Raw genomic sequence first — 14,986 nt, forward strand, 5'->3', positions numbered from 1 at the left:
TGTCAGTTCTGGCGTCCGGCGGAGATGAGAGAAGGATCGGGTTGGTAGTCCAGCCCGCTTGTTCTCACGTCCCCGGATTCGGGGGCCTAGGCGATGTAGCGAGGATGAAGTGGGAAGGATCGGGCCCGTGTTCAGGCCCGATCCTTCCGCCGATCACCGGGTCGTCGCCGCGCTGGTCGGCTTCGGTCAGCGGACGCCCGGTGCACCACCTTCGATGAGGCCACCGACGCCCCACCAACCCCCGTGATGCGGAAACCTCGAGCACCGTTTGAGTCATGGTGAACTTCTGCGTCACACGACCCGGGCGATGGCCACGAAGCCGAACAGCATCATCAGGAAGCCGGTGATGCCGGCGAGAACATGTCGACCAACCGCCGTGACGCGGAAACCTCATCGTCTGGGGCATGTCCAGGGGTTACGAACAACCCTCCTGGATCGCTTTCTGGTGAAGTGGTCAGGGGACGGCGCGGCGCAGCGAGACGGAGGAGATCGCCGCCAGCGCCGCGATGAGCAGTAGCCCCCATAGCGACAGCCCCAGGACGCCCTGGGCGACGAACCAGGCCCCGAGCTGCGACCAGGCGTTCAGGCGTCCGGCCACCCATAGGCCGCCGACGATCGCCAGCGCGAGGGCGACCAGGGTGGTGGTGAGCGCGACACCGCCGAAGCGCTTGTAGATCGTCGCGCCCCAGAAACCGAACGAGAAGAACAGCATCGTCAAGGTGAAATAGCCCAGGCCGGCGACCAGGACGTGCCCGCCCCACAACGCGGGGGTGTAGAAGAAGAAGGCGTCCATGCCCCAGCCGCCGGTCGCCAGTTCCACCAGGGCACCGGCCATCATCAGCGCGGTCAGCACCAGCGTGGTGAGTGCGGTCGTGAGCAGGGTGCCGAGGTGGAACTCGCGCCGGGTCACGCTCATTGCCTGGGCGAACGGGAAGGTGAGGGTGAGCGACTGGGCGCCCACGATCGCGAAGTACCACATCGGGGTCTGGGCACCGAGATAGATCTGCACTTCACCGCCCAGGCTGGTGATGGCCAGATGGATCGCCATCGTGATCGCGAAGGCGCCGGCCAGCACGATCAGCGGGATCCAGATGAAGGTCTGCCGGTTGACCAGCTGCATGCGGACGACGTTCAGGGTGCGGTTCATCGCAGTGCTCCTTCTACGGTCGGGGAGGGCTGCCCCGAGGCGCGCTGGGTCAGCCGGACGATCAGCTGCTGCAGCGACACGGGGGCGACGTCGAGGCCGGCCTCGGCCAGCCGGGCGCGGTCGGCGGCGTCGAGGCGTCCGAGCACGGTGACGCTGGACACCCGGCCGAGGCTTTCGTGGTGAATCACCTCGCGGCCGGCGGTAAAGGCGTCCACCGCGGCGGTGTCGCCGACGATGGCCACCGCCTGATCGCGGACGTCGTCGGTTGCGGCGTCCATGATGATCCGGCCGGCGTCGAGGACGATCACCCGCTCGAGCAGGTTGGCCACCTCGTCGATCAGGTGGCTGGACAGGATGATGGTGCGCGGGTGTTCGGCGTAGTCGGCGAGCAGCCGGTCGTAGAAGATCTGCCGCGCGACGGCGTCCAGGCCCAGGTAGGGCTCGTCGAAGAAGGTGATCTCGGCGCGCGAAGCCAGGCCGATGATCACCCCGACCGCGCTCAGCTGGCCGCGGGACAGCTTCTTGATCGTCTTGGTGACCGGCAGCCGGAAGTCGGCGATGAGCCGGTCGGCGAAGGCCTGATCCCAGCGCGGGTAGAACAGCCGCGCGATCCTGAACGCGTGGGTGGGGGTGGCGTCCTCGGGATACTTCTGGCTCTCCCGCACGAAGCACATCCGGGACAGCACGCGGGCGTTCTCGTACGGGTCCTCGCCGAAGACGCGCACCTGGCCGCTGGTGGCGAAGTTCTGGGCGGTCAGGATCGACATGACGGTCGTCTTGCCGGCGCCGTTGCGGCCGAGCAGCCCGCAGATGGTGTTCTGCTCGACGGTGAAGCTGACATCGTCGGCCGCGAGCACGTCGCGGTAGCGCTTGGTGAGGTGGTGGACCTCGATCACGGTGGTCATCGGGTGGCTCCTTCCGTGCTGGTCTGTCCGGCCCGCTCGGTCAGCAGGCGGGCGAGGTCATCGGGGCCCAGGCCGATCTTGCGGGCCTCGGCGAGCAGTGGGTCGAGGTAGCGGACGCCGAACGCGGTGCGGCGCTCGGCGAGCAGCAGCTCGCGGGCGCCGGGGGTGACGAACATGCCGATTCCGCGCCGCTTGGTGAGGATTCCCTTGTCGGTGAGCATGGCGATTCCCTTCGCCGCGGTGGCCGGGTTGATCCGGTAGAACGCCGCGAGTTCGTTGGTCGACGGTGCCTGCGCCTCTTCGGCGAGGCTGCCGTCGATGATCGAGTCCTCCACGTTCTCCGCGATCTGCAGGAACAGGGGGCGGCCTTCTTCGATCATGGCCCCTCCGGTTGCATGGTTACTTACTTGGGTAACTAACCATGCAACGCGGGTGGTGGTGCTGTCAAGGGATGCGGGGGATGGTGTGGGGGGCGGCGTGGCGCGGTGAGGGGCGCGCCGGTGACCGGTGTGCCGCGGCGAGGGGGGTGAGGCGGTGATCGGTGTGCCGCGGGGGCGAGCGCGTGGCGGTGGTCAGTGCGCCGTGGTGGAGTGCGTCGTCGCCGGGATCACCCGGCCGATCCCGATCGCCGAGATCAGCGGAAGCAGGGCGAGCGCCACCCAGGGCAGAGCAGCGCCGAGTGGCCAGGCCGCGCCGGCGTCCAGGAGTGAGCCGACCACCAGATTGCCGAGCAGGACCGCCACGCCGCCCATCGTCGACAGCAGCCCGAAGAAGGATCCCGTCGGACGCCCGGCGGCGAAGGCCGGCACCGTGCTCAGCGCGGTCGGCTGGGCGATCAAGTGCCCGGTGATCATCAGGGACGCCGCCAGCATCGGCAGCCAGGCCGGCCACTCCTCGGGTGACAGGATCGCCGCGAGAGCAAGGGTCGCGAAGGCGGACGCCGACAGCGCGTAGCCGATCCGCAGCGACCGGCCCGGGCCCAACCGGGCGCACCCGCGCGCCAGCGGCAACTGCAGGGTGAGGGTGAGGACCGAGACCCACGCGAACAGCCAACCGACCAGCGCGGCCCCTTCGTCGGCCCGGCCCAGGGCGAGCGGCAGCGATAGGTAGAGCTGGTTGTAGGCGACCAGATCGACCGCGTGCAGCGCCGCGAACCTCACGAAGCGGCGATCGTGCAGGGACGCCCAGAGCCGACGGTGCGGTGTGGCCGTGCGAGTCACGACCAAGCCCGAAGTGCGGGCCGAGGTAGTGGCGGAGCCGCCGGGCTGGGGCGCCACCGAGGTGGTTGCGGAGTTGCAGGGCTCGGGTGGGGGCGAGGTGGCGGCGGAGTCGTGGGGCTCGGGTGGGGGTGAGTGGATGGCCGGGGGTGTCGTGGGCCGGTCCGCTCCGGGGAGGAGGTGCCAGAGGATCGCCCCGATCGCGGCGAAGAGCGCGGCCCCGGACGCGGCGACGGTCGCGAATCCCCAGCCCAGCAGTGCCGCCCCCAGCAAGGGACCGATCGCCGCCCCGACCTCGCCGGTGACGGTGAGCCAGGCGAACAGCGTCGCGCGCGGGCTGCGGCTGGTCGCGTCGGCCGATGACGCCGGACGGCGTCGGTCACGCGTGGTCGTGCGCAGGTCGGCCGCGGCGACCAGGGTGTTGAGCGCCGGCGAGAACAGGGCGCCTCCCAGTCCGGTCAGCACCGTGCCCGCGACGAACAGGGGCAGTGACGGCGGGGCGCTCTCCAGCGAGGCTGCGAGGGTGAGGAACCCGGCCGTCCGGACGCCGCAGCCCACCACGATCACACCGCGGGCGCCGAAGCGGTCGGTCAGGGTGCCGCCGACCAGGAACAAGCCCTGTTGGGCGAAGGTGCGGACGCCGAGGATCACCCCCACCGCGGTGCCGGCCAGCGCGAAATCATCGGTAAGCACGAGGGCGAGAAACGGCACCACCCCGTAGAAGCCGATGTTGAACAGCAACTGCGCGCCGAGGAGGGTCGGGGTAGCGGCTGTCCGAGAGGGGGCGGCGGCTGTTCGCCGGGGTGCGCCGGGCGCCCGGGACTCGCCGTGATGGTCCTCGACTTGCACTCACGCCCCTTCTCGCTGAAAATGATTATCAGTATGAGTGTAAATCCTAGCTTTGCGCCCTCGCCGGCGCCGCACGCGTCCGGCGCGGCCGTCGTCGGCCACGCGCCGGACGCCCCGGTCATCACCCTGCGCGACGCCCGGGTCAGCGTGGTCCGTGCCGACACCACCCTGCTGAGCGTGCCGAATCTCGCGCTATACCCCGGCGATCGCGTCGTGGTCACCGGCCCGTCCGGCAGCGGCAAGTCGATGCTGCTCAGCACCCTCACCGGGCGTTGGGCCGCGGGGTTGCGGTTCACCGGCGAGCGCACGGCGTCCTTCGACCGGGTCGGCTTCGTGCCCCAGCGCGGACTGGACGCGCTGCACCCGCTGATCGGGCTCGCGCGCCAGCTGCACCGCGTAACCGGGGCCACGCCGGCGCGGGTCACCGAGGTGCTGCACGCAACCGGGCTCACCGATCCGGCGCTGCACCGGCGGCGTCCGACCGAGATGTCCGGCGGCCAGCAGCAGCGTGCGGCGGTCGCGCTGGCGGCGCTGACCCGCGCGCCGCTGATCCTCGCCGACGAGCCGACCAGCGCCCTCGACCACGACACCCGCGACCAGGTGCTCGAACTGCTGTTGGGCATTGTGGACGCCGACCAGGTGCTCGTCGTCGCCACCCACGACGGCGCCGTCGCCGAACGCCTGGCCACCCGCCGGATCGCGGTGCGCCGGGGCGTCCTCACCGAACTTCCCGCCGGCCGCGCCCGCGAGGAGGTCCGCGGATGACCGCCACCGATCCCGTCATCGAGCTGGTCGAGGTGTCGGCCGTGCACGGACGCGGCGCGCAGGCCCGCCGCACCCTCGCGCCCACCACCTTCGACATTCACCGCGGCGAGTCCGTGGCGGTGGTCGGGCGCTCCGGCGCCGGCAAGTCGACGCTGGCCGAGGTGGTGCTGGGGTTGCGTCCGCCCGAGGGCGGGCACGTCATTGTCGGCGGCGAGCACTGGTGCTCGCACCGCGTCCGGCCCGCCCGCGCCAAGCGCCATCTGGTGCAGGGCGTCCCGCAGGATCCGGCGGCCGCCTTCGTGCCGCGCTGGACGCTGCGCCATTCCATCGAGCTTGCCGTCCGGCGCTTGACGGGGGAGAACGCCACCGAGCGCGCACTCCACCGGGCCGCCGAACTCGCCTGCCTGGAGCGGGAATTGCTCGACCGGCGCCCGAGCGAGGTCTCCGGTGGCCAGGCCCAGCGCGCGGCCATTGCCCGCGCCATCGCGGCCGGACCGGCGGTGATCGTCGCCGACGAGCCGACCAGCGCCCTCGACGGCGCGACCGCCGAGGCCGTGTCGTCCGCCCTGCTCGGGATCGTCGAACATTCCGAGGTGGCGCTGCTGCTGGTGACCCACGACCCGGCGTTCGCCCGGCGCTGCACGCGCACGGTGACGCTCACGCCCGTCGCGCACTAGCGCCGTCCCTCGCCCCTTCGCTTCGCCCGCCCCCACCCCGCTTGACCGGCGCCCGTGCGCCGCCCCTCGTCCTGCAAGGAAAGGAACCTGTTCATGACCGTTTCGGCGCGCTCCCGCCGGCTCGGACTCGCGGCCCTCCCGCTGTCCGTCGCCGTGCTGCTCACCGGCTGTTTCGCCTCGCCCGCCCCTTCTGCGAATCAGCACGAGGGGACGGACGCCCGCCTCTCGATCGCGATGCTGCAGCCCCCGCGCTCGGGCCTCACCCCGCTCAGCGACGACGCGTTCAAGCTGTCGCGCTGGTCGACCGCAGAGACCCTCGTCGTGCTGGACGCCGACGGCAACGCGCTGCCGGGGCTGGCGACCGAGTGGGAGCGTGTCGACACGCTCACCTGGCGATTCTCGATCCGGCCAGGGGTGACGTTCCACAACGGGCATCCGCTCACGCCCGCATCGGTGGTCAACTCGCTGCAGCACGCCATCGACGCCACTCCGGTGCCGCGCATCCTCAACGGCACCAAGCTCACCGTGCGCTCCGACGGCGACGGCGTGGTGATCACCACCGCGACCCCTGATCCGCTCCTGCCGCACCGGCTGTCCAGCCCGCAGTTGGCCATCCTGGACGCCGACGCCTACACCGAATCCGGGGTGAGCCCGGTCGGCACCGGAACCGGGCCGTTCAAGATCACCAGCGTCAACGGCATCGTGGGCGCCACCCTGGATCGCTACGACGGCTACTGGGGTGAGAAGGCGCAGGCGTCCGGCATCGATGTGGCCTTCGTGCCCGACGGCACCGCGCGCGCGGCCGCGCTGCGCACCGGTGGGGCGCACGTCGTCGAGGCGATCCCGGCCGGGCAGGCGGCCTCGATCGATCCCGAGCGGATCGTCGAGGTGCCGATGCCGCGCACCAACACGCTCTACCTGAACACCGAGACCGGGCCGTTCGCCGACCCGGCGGTGCGCGCCGCCGCCCGCGAGGCGCTGGAGCGCGCCTCCATCGTCGCCTCGGTCTACGAGGGCCGCGCCGACGTGGCCGAGGGCCTGCTCGGTCCCGCGGTGCCGTGGGCCGCCGGGCTGCGCTCGGAATCGGCCTACCGCGACGTGCTCGCCGCCCGTCCCGCGCCCGCGAAGGTGGACGGCGTCACCATCACGCTGGGCACCTTCACCGACCGGGCCGAACTGCCCGAGGTCGCCGTCATGGTGCAGCAGCAACTGGAGGCGGTCGGCTTCGTGGTGAAGCAGGACGTCCGCGAATACCAGTTCATCGAGGCGGACGCCCTCGACGGCAAGTTCGACGCGTTCATCCTGTCCCGCGCCACCGTGCTCGACTCCGGTGACCCGGTCGCCTACCTGGCCTCCGACTTCACCTGCGAGGGCGGCTTCTCCATCGCTCAGCTGTGCGATCCGAAGGTTGACGAGGCGATTCGCGTCGCGTCCGAGACCGAGGCCGGCCCCGCTCGCCAGCAGGCGATCATGCTCGCCGAGGCGCAGGTGCTCGCCACCGACGCCGCGCTGCCGATGCTGCACGAGCGAGTGATCCAGGGCGAGGCCGCCGGCGTCCACCAGGCCGCGCGCGATCCGCGCGAGCGCATCCTGATCACCGCGGAGACCCACCTCGATGCGCCACGGTAACCTGCTCGGGATCGTCTCCCGGATCGTCAGCGGGGTCGTGCTGCTGATCGTCGCCGGGGCGCTGCCCTGGTTGTCGCAGCGCGATCCCGCGGCGTCCGTGCTGCGGGCCCGCTACGCCGAACTCGAACCGACCCCCGAGGCCCTCGACGCGATCCGCGCCGAACTCGGCCTGGCCGGCGGACCGATTCCGACCAGCCTGCGCTGGTGGTCGGGCGTGCTGCGCGGCGACCTGGGCACGTCCTGGGTGAGCGGACGCCCCATCGGCGCCGGCGTGTGGAACGCGCTCGGCGTCTCGGCGACGCTGACCCTGTTCGCCCTGATCGTCGCGCTGGCGATCACGCTGGCGCTGGTCGTGCCCGCATCGCTGCGCGTGCTGCGTGACCAGCCGCAGAAGGGCTCCGGCCCGGTCGGGGTGGCGCTCACCGCGCTGCCGGAGTTCCTGCTGGCCAGCGCCCTGTTGGTGGTGGTGGCCGTGCAATTGCAGTGGCTGCCGCCCTATGGCTGGACCGGGCTCGACACCGCGATCCTGCCGGCTCTGTCGCTGGGCATTCCGGCCGGCGGCCTGCTCGGGCGCCTGTTGTCGGACGCGATCGCCGGCGTCGCCGAGGAACGCTGGGTGATGGTGTGGCGGCTGGCCGATACCCCGCCCGCAGTGATCCTCGGCGGGGTCTTTCGCCGGGCCGCGGCCGCGGTCATCGATCAGCTCGGGTTGGTGTTCATCGGCATCCTCGGCGGCGCGGTCGCGGTCGAGCAGGTCTTCGCCATTCCGGGGCTCGGGCGCTACCTGCTCGGTGCGGCCAACTCCCAGGACCTGCCCGCGCTGCAGGCGGGCGTGTTGCTGATGGCGCTGGCCGCGGTGCTGGTCGGCGTGCTCACCAGCGTCGCGCGCCGCGCCCTGCGGGGCGGACCGCTGCCACCCGGAGCCCTGCCGCCCCCACCCGAGGCCCGCTCGGACGCCCGCGCGGCCCGCTGGACGGCCGGGATCTCGCTGGCGTTACTGCTGGCCATCCTCGCCTTCGGCCTGCCACGCAACCCCTACGCCATCGCGCACCCCCGCTTGGCCGCACCCAGCCTGGCCCTGCCCTTCGGGGCGGACGCCTCCGGTCGCGACCTGCTCGGCCGCGTCGCGCACGGCACCATCGGCACCCTGATGCCCGCGCTGGTGATCGTGCTGATCGCGGTCGTCGTCGGCCTGCTGCTGGCCGTGCTCGGCGAGATCGCCCGTGGTCCCGCCGAGATCGCCAACGCGACCCCGACCATCCTGGCCGGGGTGATCATCGCCGCCCTGATGGGACCCTCGGTCGGCGGCGCCGCGCTCGCCGTGCTGTGGGTGACCTGGCCGCCGCTGACCACGCACGCGGCGTCCCTGATCGATGAGGCGACCGCGATGCCACATGTGCGCTGGCTGCCGCTGGCCGGCGTCGGCAAACTCGAGATCTGGCTGCGGCACGTGCTGCCCGCCACCCTGGGACCGTTGTTGCGTCACGGCATGCTGCGCCTGCCCGGCGTGGCGCTGGCACTGGCGGCGCTGGGCTTCCTCGGCCTGGGCGCGCAACCGCCGGTCCCCGAATGGGGCCTGCTGCTCAGCGAGGGCATCGACTACGTCGAGCGCGCCCCCTGGACGACGCTCGCGCCGGCGTCCGCCCTCATCCTGACCTCGGTGTTCGCCGTCGCCGTTGCGGGCATGCGCCTGGAGCGCCGCCACAAGCGCCCAGGCCCCCCGAAGGAAGCCGAGGTCACCAGCCTGGTCGCATCCCAAACCTGAGCGCGTTCACTGCCCCAGTCGATCGAGCACTCCGGCGTAACGCTCCCGAGCCTCGGCGGACGCCTCTGCGGCTGCGCGCTGATGTCCACGCCGAGCAGCGACCTCGCGGGGCGCGTCCAACTCCCGGATCGTGATCGGGATGCCGGGTTCGTCGTGGAAGGCGGTCCAGCGATCGACGTGGGGGCGCAGGGCGTCCGGATCGACGTGCTCGCCCGGGAAAGGAGTGATCGCTACGCCCTCGCGCTTGCGGGTGCTGCGCTGCCAGGTGCCGACGGCGCGGCCGTCGCGGACGACCGTGGCGCGGAACACGCCGTTGCGCCCCGGAACCACGAGGTTCAGGTGCGCAGCCGCGTCGAACTGCGGGTCGCGGTCCTTGTAGCCGAGCAGATGCTCGTCGAATCCCGGCAGTAGCAGCCAATCCGGTACCGCGCCGGCGGAGTCGAGAGCCTCGGGGTCGGCCCACAATTGGGACGCCGCGCCGCGGGCCCCGTCAAGAACCAGCGGCACCAGGCTGCCGCGCTCGACCGCCAGCGTGAGGGCGCGGCGGGCGTCCGGGACGCTGATGCCCGCCCACCAGGCGAGATCGGTGGCACGGACGGCGCCGCGTGGCGCGGCGTAGCGGGCCGCGAGTTCGGAGAAGGCCTCATCGCCGGTCAGCGAGCGCGGCGAGCGGATCCAGCGGGAGGCGAGCACGAGCCGCGGTTCACCCGTCTCACCGATCGGGCCGAACGTCGCGTGCCCGTTCTGGCACAGCCACCAGACCAGGTGGTAGCGCCAATTCGGTTTCCACTCCAGGCCGGCCTCGTCCCAGAAGGTGGAGATCTCGTCGCGATCGAGGCTGTCGTGCGTCGTCAACGCCTCGATCGAGACCTCGACCAGCCGGTCCAGCATGGCGTCGGTGATGCCCAGATAGGCGCGTCGCTTCGGCGCCCCGACGAGCGGCCCCGCGTTGGTGGCGTCCTGCATCCAGCCGACATCCTCGGCCGCGACGATGTGGATCGTGCCGCGCACCGGCCAGGACCGCACGATCAGGCCCTCATTGAAAGCAGCCGCCACATCGGCGACGGCGCTGCCCGGCGTCCGGATCCCGACCGCCCAGCGTGACGCTTTCCAGTCTTGCCCCTGCATCGCCAGCATGTGCCGCACCGACGCCGCCACGCGCTCCGCGGGCCGCGCCTCGGGGACGCCGCCGCCGATCTGACCGGCGACGGCGTCCGCGCCCAGGCGTTGGGTGTGCATGCGCAGGCGAAGAAGATCGTCCGCGCCGATGGTGGTCGTCATGCGGGCAGCCTAATCAGGTCCGCCGACATGGTGACCCCCTCGTGGGGTTCGCGGGCGAGGCGGGTCAGGCGTGCACCGGCTCCTCGACGCTGCCGGAGATCTCACGCGTCTGCGCGGAGTGCTGCACCTCGATCTTGCGCGGCTTGGCGGCCTCGGCGACCGGGATGGTCAGGGTGAGGACGCCGTCGGAGTAGTCGGCGCTGATCTTGTCGGTGGCCAGCCCGCGGCCGAGGGTGAGCTGGCGCGCGAAGGTGCCGGACGCCCGCTCGCGGGTCAGCCACTGGGCGTCGCCGTTGACCGGGGTCTTGCGCTCGGCGCGGATCGTGATCGTCGCACCGTCCATATCGATGTCGATGCTGGACGGATCGACGCCGGGCAGGTCGATGTGTGCGATGTAGTCGTCGCCCGTGCGGTACAGATCCATCGGCATCGCCACGGACGCCGGGGTGCGGGTGATATCGCCCAGGAGCCGGTCCATGTCGCGGAACGGATCGAAAGCAGCCATGTTCGTTTTCCTTTCGTGAGCGGGTGGCCGTTACCTAGTTGAGTGTACCACGCTCAACTAGGTTTCAACCCGGCTCGCGGGCGAACGAAGGTGCTTGCGGCTACCTCAGATACCCAGATCGCGACGCAGCTTGTTGACGTGCCCGGTGGCCTTCACGTTGTACTGCGCCACCGAGACGGTGCCCGCGCCCGCGGCGTCCACATCAACCACGAAGGTCGAGCGGATCACGCCCTCGATCTGCTTGCCGTAGAGCATCTTCGTGCCGTAGGCGCCGTAGGCCTTCATCACGTCCTTGCTCGGATCGGACAGCAGCGTGGGGGTGATCGCCTCCTTCGCGCGGAAGGCCGCCAGCTTGTCGGGCAGGTCGGGGGAGATGCCGACCACCTCGTAGCCGGCGTCGCCGATGGCGTCCGCGTTGGTGGTGAAATCGACGGCCTGCGTCGTGCAGCCGGGGGTCATCGCTGCGGGGTAGAAGTAGACGATCACCCGCCGTCCGGCGAAGTCGGACAGCGTGACCTTGCCGCCGTCGGCGTCGGTGAGGGAGAAGCTCGGCGCGGGATCGCCCGCCTTGAGTCTGGCCATGCCCGCCAGCCTATCCACATGGCATAGGGTGTGTGCGAGAGCTCAACCGGTAATGAGAGAGGACCGACCGTGGCAGACGGCACCCGCTCCAAGGAGCAGATCCAGGCCGAGGTCGCCGCAGCGCGAGCACGGCTGGCCAGCAATGTGGAGGGGCTGATCCTGCAGGTCCATCCCAAGGCGATCGCCGCGCGCAGCATTCAGGACGCCAAAACGTTCGTGGCCGGCGAGATTGGTGCCGCCAAGGCTCAATTCGTCGAACCTGATGGCACGCCCCGCGTGACCAAGATCGCCGCCGTGGCCGTGGCGGTCGTGGGGAGCATCGCTTTCCTCGCGGTAGTGCGTTCGCTCACGCGCCGCTGACCCCGACTTTGGCGTCCGGAGACGATTTGCCCGCATTCCGGACGGCTTTGTGATAGTTAACCCACCGCCGATCCGGCTCGTGCTAGTTTCACTTTTGCGCGGGATCGTTGGTGTCGCTCCCGCGTATCTAGGGGGATGAATGGGCACCATCGAAGATGCCGGGGGAGTCTCTGATCGCGGCCGAGGTTGGCCGGATTGGAGCGATATTCATGGTGATGACATCTGTCGCCATGTCGGTACCTTTGTCGCCGAACGCTGGCCGCAGTCATATGACTGGGGGGAGCACTGCGCGCGGTGGCTTGCTCGTGGCCGTTGACGGCCACATCCCGAACATTGAGTAACTGTGAGGGAGAACGATGAATACAACACACCGCACGCGCGGTGCTCTGCGCGTGCTTCGCATGGGAGCGGTGGCGCTCGGCGTCGGCGCGCTCGTACTGGCCGGCCTGCCGGCCGTCGCTCACGCTGCTGACGAGGGCAGGATCGCCGTCTGTGTCACCGAGAGCACGGGGGCGAGCTTTGTGCCCGTGCGCGAGGAGGCCCTGTACTCGACCAAGGACAGCGATGGCTTCGTCGGGCCGGTGGGGGAGAGCGGCTGCCGCGAGTCCGTGCTGCCTGCCGGGACCGAGGTTCACGTGGCTGTCATCAAGGACGGAACGGGCAGCGACTGGAAAACGGTCACCGTGCCCGCCGGTGAGACGCTGAGGATGGACTACTACACGACGAACGTGTCGGTGAAGTCCGCGGGTGAGGTCACCTACCAAGGCCTCCTCAAGGAAGATATCCGAACGTTCGCCAAGCCTTCGATGGAACTGTTCAGCTACGGCCCCCCCATTACGTTCTGGGTGGAGTTGGACGGTGGGCGTAAGGTCAGCGCTCCGGTCTCGTGGCCGGTGACGCAGACGACGGGCAAGTCGGCGGTTCGAACCATCGCCGTGGCCGAGGTCAAGAATGGCGCCGGCAATGGTCTGCCGGATGTCTCGGTTCGTTACAACACCGACGGTGGCCCGAATACGTTCTGGGTCAAGGATACCGACGGCAAGGTGCGCAAGACCGACGAGAACGGTCTGCTCGCTTATGGGATCGAGGGCAATGCGCCTCAGGTCACCCAGCTGGTCAGCATCAACAACACCTCGGCCCGCGCTACCTACGACACCGCGACGCAGACGCACGGCAGCTTCCAGACCGCCAATGTGGTGATGAACTACAACCATCTGGTGCAGTACCGCCAGGGCGGCACCCCGGAGACGGGCCAGACGCACTTCTGGCTGACCAAGAGCGGCATGGAGTTGTTCCCCGGTGAGTACAGCTTCCAGTTCCAGGTGCCCGACAAGAAGCTCGGCACCGCCAAGGCCACCTTCCCGGGCCTGAAGCTCACCCTCGAACCCGGTCAGGTGGTCAAGACCGCGGCCGCCGTCCGGTTCACCGACAGCAAGGGCAACGGAGTCTCGCAGGGGGCTGTGTCCTACTACAAGGGCGGCTGGAACAAGCCGGCGGACGCCGCGACCGACGGTCCCGGTGGAACCTGGGTGACGCTGTTCGACGGTGCTCCCACCACCATTACGTTCGCGCTGACCTACTCCGGTGCGCAGCAGCAGCTGGCCCAGCAGAACCTTGCCAGCAAGTCGGTGGCCTACTTCCAGACCGCGCCGGTGACGCTGACTCTGGCCGATCATGCGGGCCGGCCGATCCAGGGCGGCTCGGCGGAGTTCTACGCGACATCGTGGCAGTCGTTCGGCACCACCAACGACGACGGTTCGGTCACCAAGGAGCTGCTGCCGGTCAAGCACAGCTTCGCGATGTGGTACGACGGTACCCGTCAGCAGGTCAACCCGAACGCCTCGGTCCCGTCCGTCGCGTTCCAGACCGGCAAGCTGGTGTCGCCGGACGCCTCGGTGGAGAGCTATTACACCAACGCCTGGAAGCCCTTCCCGGCCGACGGTGTCGAGGTGCTGCCCTCGCAGGTGACGCTGCGGATGAAGAACGGCTCGCAACGGACCGTCACACCTCAGCCGGGTCAGATCACGGATGTGACGCTCGGATAGTCACGCTTGTCGTGATCTGATAGCGGTGGTGGCCGGGCTCTTCGGAGTCCGGCCACCACCTGTTTCTGCTCGCCGCTGAGGCCGACCATCAGGACGCCCGCGGCCGACAGCAGCACGGCCTGCGGCGGGGCGAACGGCAGCGACGTGGCCACGATGACGGCGTCCAGAACTATCGTGAATCGGGACGCCTCGTGCAGAAGGCGGCGGGCATGAGGCAGCACCTGCCGGGCGGTCCTCGGTGTCGGCATCGGACCCCGCGACGCCGGGCGGACGCGGTGCGGCAGCGCATTGATGCTCGCCAGTTCCGCTTCGATCAGACCGGTGCGGCGTTCGCCACCAACCCGGGGCCGGCCAGCGCCGCTCTCGGCATCGCGATGGCCAGCATCGTCACCACGGCGGTGTGGGTGCCTGTGGCGATCGTCTGGTTCACGCTTCATCCTCCCCGACCGTGACGGTGCTCGGCTTCGCGGTCGCATGCGGGCTGATGTCATCGATCGTTCTCTATGCGGCCGGCCTCCCCGCGCTGCGGCGGGTGCCCGCCTCTGTCTTCGGCACCTTCACCAGCGTCAACCTCGTGGTCTCGACGCGGCGATCCCGCATGACATTAGATGCGTCCATGAACGAAACGCCCGGAGGGGCCGGAGGTGAGGGAGCGGCGGATGCCCACGATCGATGATGTGCGGCGGATCCTCGGGAAACTGCCCGGGGTCGAGGAGCGGGTCGGCGGCCACACCGGCGCCCCCGCCTGGCGGGTCGCTCGGGGTGATGTCGTCTGGGTGCGGGGGCCGAGCGGACGCGACCTGGAGCAACTCGCCGCTCTCGGCCGGTCCTGGCCCGACGGTGAGGTGATCGGCGTCCGCGTCGAGAGCCTGGACGCCAAGGACGTCCTGTTGGCCGCCGAACCCGAGGCCTTCTTCACGATCCCGCACTTCGATGGCTATCCGGCCGTCCTGGTGCACGTGGAGGCGATCGCTCCCGATCGCCTGGAGGAGATCCTCGTGGACGCCTGGCTGGTCCGCGCCCCGGCCCGCGTCGCCAAGGTGTGGCTCGCGGAGAAGGGTCTCTCCTGATCGCGACGTCGCCATCAGGCCCGAAAAGTGAATCACCCGGGCCTGATGGCCCGGGTGATCGGTGGTACACCGCCAGGGACTCGAACCCTGAACCCGCTGATTACGGAGAAGGCCTTGTGGGCAACAACGCCGTGGTCTGGTCGTTCGCGGCGGCCTCGATGGCGCGGGCATGCGGCGAACGGATGCGGC

The 14,986-nt window shown here is 70.2% G+C and carries 16 protein-coding genes; 8 read left to right on the forward strand and 8 right to left on the reverse strand.

Annotated elements, in window-relative coordinates:
* Positions 1-454: 454 nt before the first annotated feature.
* The 4 genes from QM708_RS13430 to QM708_RS13445 all read right to left on the reverse strand — a co-directional run bounded on the left by QM708_RS13430 (position 455) and on the right by QM708_RS13445 (position 4,118).
* Entirely contained in the window at positions 455-1,147 is a 693-nt protein-coding gene (locus tag QM708_RS13430) for a hypothetical protein (RefSeq protein ID WP_415109462.1), read from the reverse strand.
* Positions 1,144-2,052 (reverse strand): ABC transporter ATP-binding protein, encoded by a 909-nt coding sequence (locus QM708_RS13435; protein WP_415109465.1) that lies wholly within the window; start codon positions 2,050-2,052, stop codon positions 1,144-1,146. Before QM708_RS13435 ends, QM708_RS13430 begins: the two co-directional genes overlap by 4 nt.
* Positions 2,049-2,432, reverse strand: coding sequence for a GntR family transcriptional regulator (locus tag QM708_RS13440; protein ID WP_415109468.1), 384 nt, complete (start codon positions 2,430-2,432; stop codon positions 2,049-2,051). The genes QM708_RS13435 and QM708_RS13440 overlap by 4 nt, the downstream gene beginning before the upstream one ends.
* Before the next feature lie 192 nt (positions 2,433-2,624).
* Positions 2,625-4,118, reverse strand: a complete 1,494-nt coding sequence (locus QM708_RS13445) for an MFS transporter (protein WP_415109471.1) — start codon at positions 4,116-4,118, stop codon at positions 2,625-2,627.
* 33 nt (positions 4,119-4,151) lie between these two features.
* Here QM708_RS13445 and QM708_RS13450 point away from each other — a divergent pair, with 33 nt between their 5' ends.
* The 4 genes from QM708_RS13450 (at position 4,152) to QM708_RS13465 (ending at position 8,954) form a co-directional block, all read left to right on the forward strand.
* Positions 4,152-4,883: an ATP-binding cassette domain-containing protein gene (locus QM708_RS13450; RefSeq protein WP_415109474.1), complete on the forward strand. Its 732-nt coding sequence runs from the start codon at positions 4,152-4,154 to the stop codon at positions 4,881-4,883.
* On the forward strand, positions 4,880-5,560 hold the full coding sequence (locus QM708_RS13455; RefSeq protein WP_415109477.1) for an ATP-binding cassette domain-containing protein: 681 nt from the start codon (positions 4,880-4,882) through the stop codon (positions 5,558-5,560). The genes QM708_RS13450 and QM708_RS13455 overlap by 4 nt, the downstream gene beginning before the upstream one ends.
* Positions 5,561-5,653: 93 nt before the next feature.
* Positions 5,654-7,189 (forward strand): ABC transporter substrate-binding protein, encoded by a 1,536-nt coding sequence (locus QM708_RS13460; RefSeq protein WP_415109480.1) that lies wholly within the window; start codon positions 5,654-5,656, stop codon positions 7,187-7,189.
* Positions 7,176-8,954 carry an ABC transporter permease subunit gene (locus QM708_RS13465; protein ID WP_415109483.1) on the forward strand — a complete coding sequence of 593 codons (1,779 nt, stop codon included), beginning with the start codon at positions 7,176-7,178 and terminating at the stop codon, positions 8,952-8,954. The genes QM708_RS13460 and QM708_RS13465 overlap by 14 nt, the downstream gene beginning before the upstream one ends.
* 6 nt (positions 8,955-8,960) lie before the next feature.
* Here QM708_RS13465 and QM708_RS13470 read toward each other — a convergent pair whose 3' ends face one another.
* From QM708_RS13470 to QM708_RS13480, 3 genes are all read right to left on the reverse strand, one after another.
* A complete protein-coding gene (locus QM708_RS13470; protein WP_415109486.1) occupies positions 8,961-10,235 on the reverse strand; it encodes a winged helix DNA-binding domain-containing protein in 1,275 nt (424 codons plus the stop codon).
* Positions 10,236-10,299: 64 nt separating this feature from the next.
* Positions 10,300-10,740, reverse strand: a complete 441-nt coding sequence (locus QM708_RS13475; RefSeq protein ID WP_415109489.1) for an Hsp20/alpha crystallin family protein — start codon at positions 10,738-10,740, stop codon at positions 10,300-10,302.
* A 105-nt stretch (positions 10,741-10,845) separates the two neighbouring features.
* Positions 10,846-11,322 (reverse strand): peroxiredoxin, encoded by a 477-nt coding sequence (locus QM708_RS13480; protein ID WP_415109492.1) that lies wholly within the window; start codon positions 11,320-11,322, stop codon positions 10,846-10,848.
* Between the two features lie 69 nt (positions 11,323-11,391).
* On the opposite strand from QM708_RS13480, the gene QM708_RS13485 reads away from it, so the two are divergent.
* Positions 11,392-11,682 carry a DUF3618 domain-containing protein gene (locus QM708_RS13485; protein ID WP_415109495.1) on the forward strand — a complete coding sequence of 97 codons (291 nt, stop codon included), beginning with the start codon at positions 11,392-11,394 and terminating at the stop codon, positions 11,680-11,682.
* A gap of 356 nt (positions 11,683-12,038) precedes the next feature.
* Entirely contained in the window at positions 12,039-13,727 is a 1,689-nt protein-coding gene (locus tag QM708_RS13490) for a hypothetical protein (RefSeq protein ID WP_415109498.1), read from the forward strand.
* On the opposite strand, the gene QM708_RS13495 is transcribed toward QM708_RS13490, so the two are convergent.
* Positions 13,700-13,975 carry a hypothetical protein gene (locus tag QM708_RS13495; protein ID WP_415109501.1) on the reverse strand — a complete coding sequence of 92 codons (276 nt, stop codon included), beginning with the start codon at positions 13,973-13,975 and terminating at the stop codon, positions 13,700-13,702. The genes QM708_RS13490 and QM708_RS13495 overlap by 28 nt on opposite strands.
* A 200-nt stretch (positions 13,976-14,175) precedes the next feature.
* Here QM708_RS13495 and QM708_RS13500 point away from each other — a divergent pair, with 200 nt between their 5' ends.
* Positions 14,176-14,403 (forward strand): hypothetical protein, encoded by a 228-nt coding sequence (locus QM708_RS13500; RefSeq protein ID WP_415109504.1) that lies wholly within the window; start codon positions 14,176-14,178, stop codon positions 14,401-14,403.
* A complete protein-coding gene (locus QM708_RS13505) occupies positions 14,387-14,797 on the forward strand; it encodes an MmcQ/YjbR family DNA-binding protein (RefSeq protein WP_415109507.1) in 411 nt (136 codons plus the stop codon). The genes QM708_RS13500 and QM708_RS13505 overlap by 17 nt, the downstream gene beginning before the upstream one ends.
* The last annotated feature ends 189 nt before the right edge of the window (positions 14,798-14,986 follow it).

It is taken from the genome of Propioniciclava sp. (assembly GCF_047602245.1).
Classification (GTDB): domain Bacteria; phylum Actinomycetota; class Actinomycetes; order Propionibacteriales; family Propionibacteriaceae; genus Propioniciclava.

Bases quoted from the DNA above. Each gene is read 5' to 3' on its own strand.
- QM708_RS13505 (WP_415109507.1), top strand. From the start codon at position 14,387: ATGCCCACGATCGATGATGTGCGGCGGATCCTCGGGAAACTGCCCGGG.
- QM708_RS13495 (WP_415109501.1), bottom strand. From the start codon at position 13,975: ATGCCGACACCGAGGACCGCCCGGCAGGTGCTGCCTCATGCCCGCCGC.
- QM708_RS13465 (WP_415109483.1), top strand. From the start codon at position 7,176: ATGCGCCACGGTAACCTGCTCGGGATCGTCTCCCGGATCGTCAGCGGG.
- QM708_RS13470 (WP_415109486.1), bottom strand. From the start codon at position 10,235: ATGACGACCACCATCGGCGCGGACGATCTTCTTCGCCTGCGCATGCAC.
- QM708_RS13455 (WP_415109477.1), top strand. From the start codon at position 4,880: ATGACCGCCACCGATCCCGTCATCGAGCTGGTCGAGGTGTCGGCCGTG.
- QM708_RS13490 (WP_415109498.1), top strand. From the start codon at position 12,039: ATGAATACAACACACCGCACGCGCGGTGCTCTGCGCGTGCTTCGCATG.
- QM708_RS13450 (WP_415109474.1), top strand. From the start codon at position 4,152: ATGAGTGTAAATCCTAGCTTTGCGCCCTCGCCGGCGCCGCACGCGTCC.
- QM708_RS13475 (WP_415109489.1), bottom strand. From the start codon at position 10,740: ATGGCTGCTTTCGATCCGTTCCGCGACATGGACCGGCTCCTGGGCGAT.
- QM708_RS13440 (WP_415109468.1), bottom strand. From the start codon at position 2,432: ATGATCGAAGAAGGCCGCCCCCTGTTCCTGCAGATCGCGGAGAACGTG.
- QM708_RS13480 (WP_415109492.1), bottom strand. From the start codon at position 11,322: ATGGCCAGACTCAAGGCGGGCGATCCCGCGCCGAGCTTCTCCCTCACC.
- QM708_RS13430 (WP_415109462.1), bottom strand. From the start codon at position 1,147: ATGAACCGCACCCTGAACGTCGTCCGCATGCAGCTGGTCAACCGGCAG.
- QM708_RS13435 (WP_415109465.1), bottom strand. From the start codon at position 2,052: ATGACCACCGTGATCGAGGTCCACCACCTCACCAAGCGCTACCGCGAC.
- QM708_RS13460 (WP_415109480.1), top strand. From the start codon at position 5,654: ATGACCGTTTCGGCGCGCTCCCGCCGGCTCGGACTCGCGGCCCTCCCG.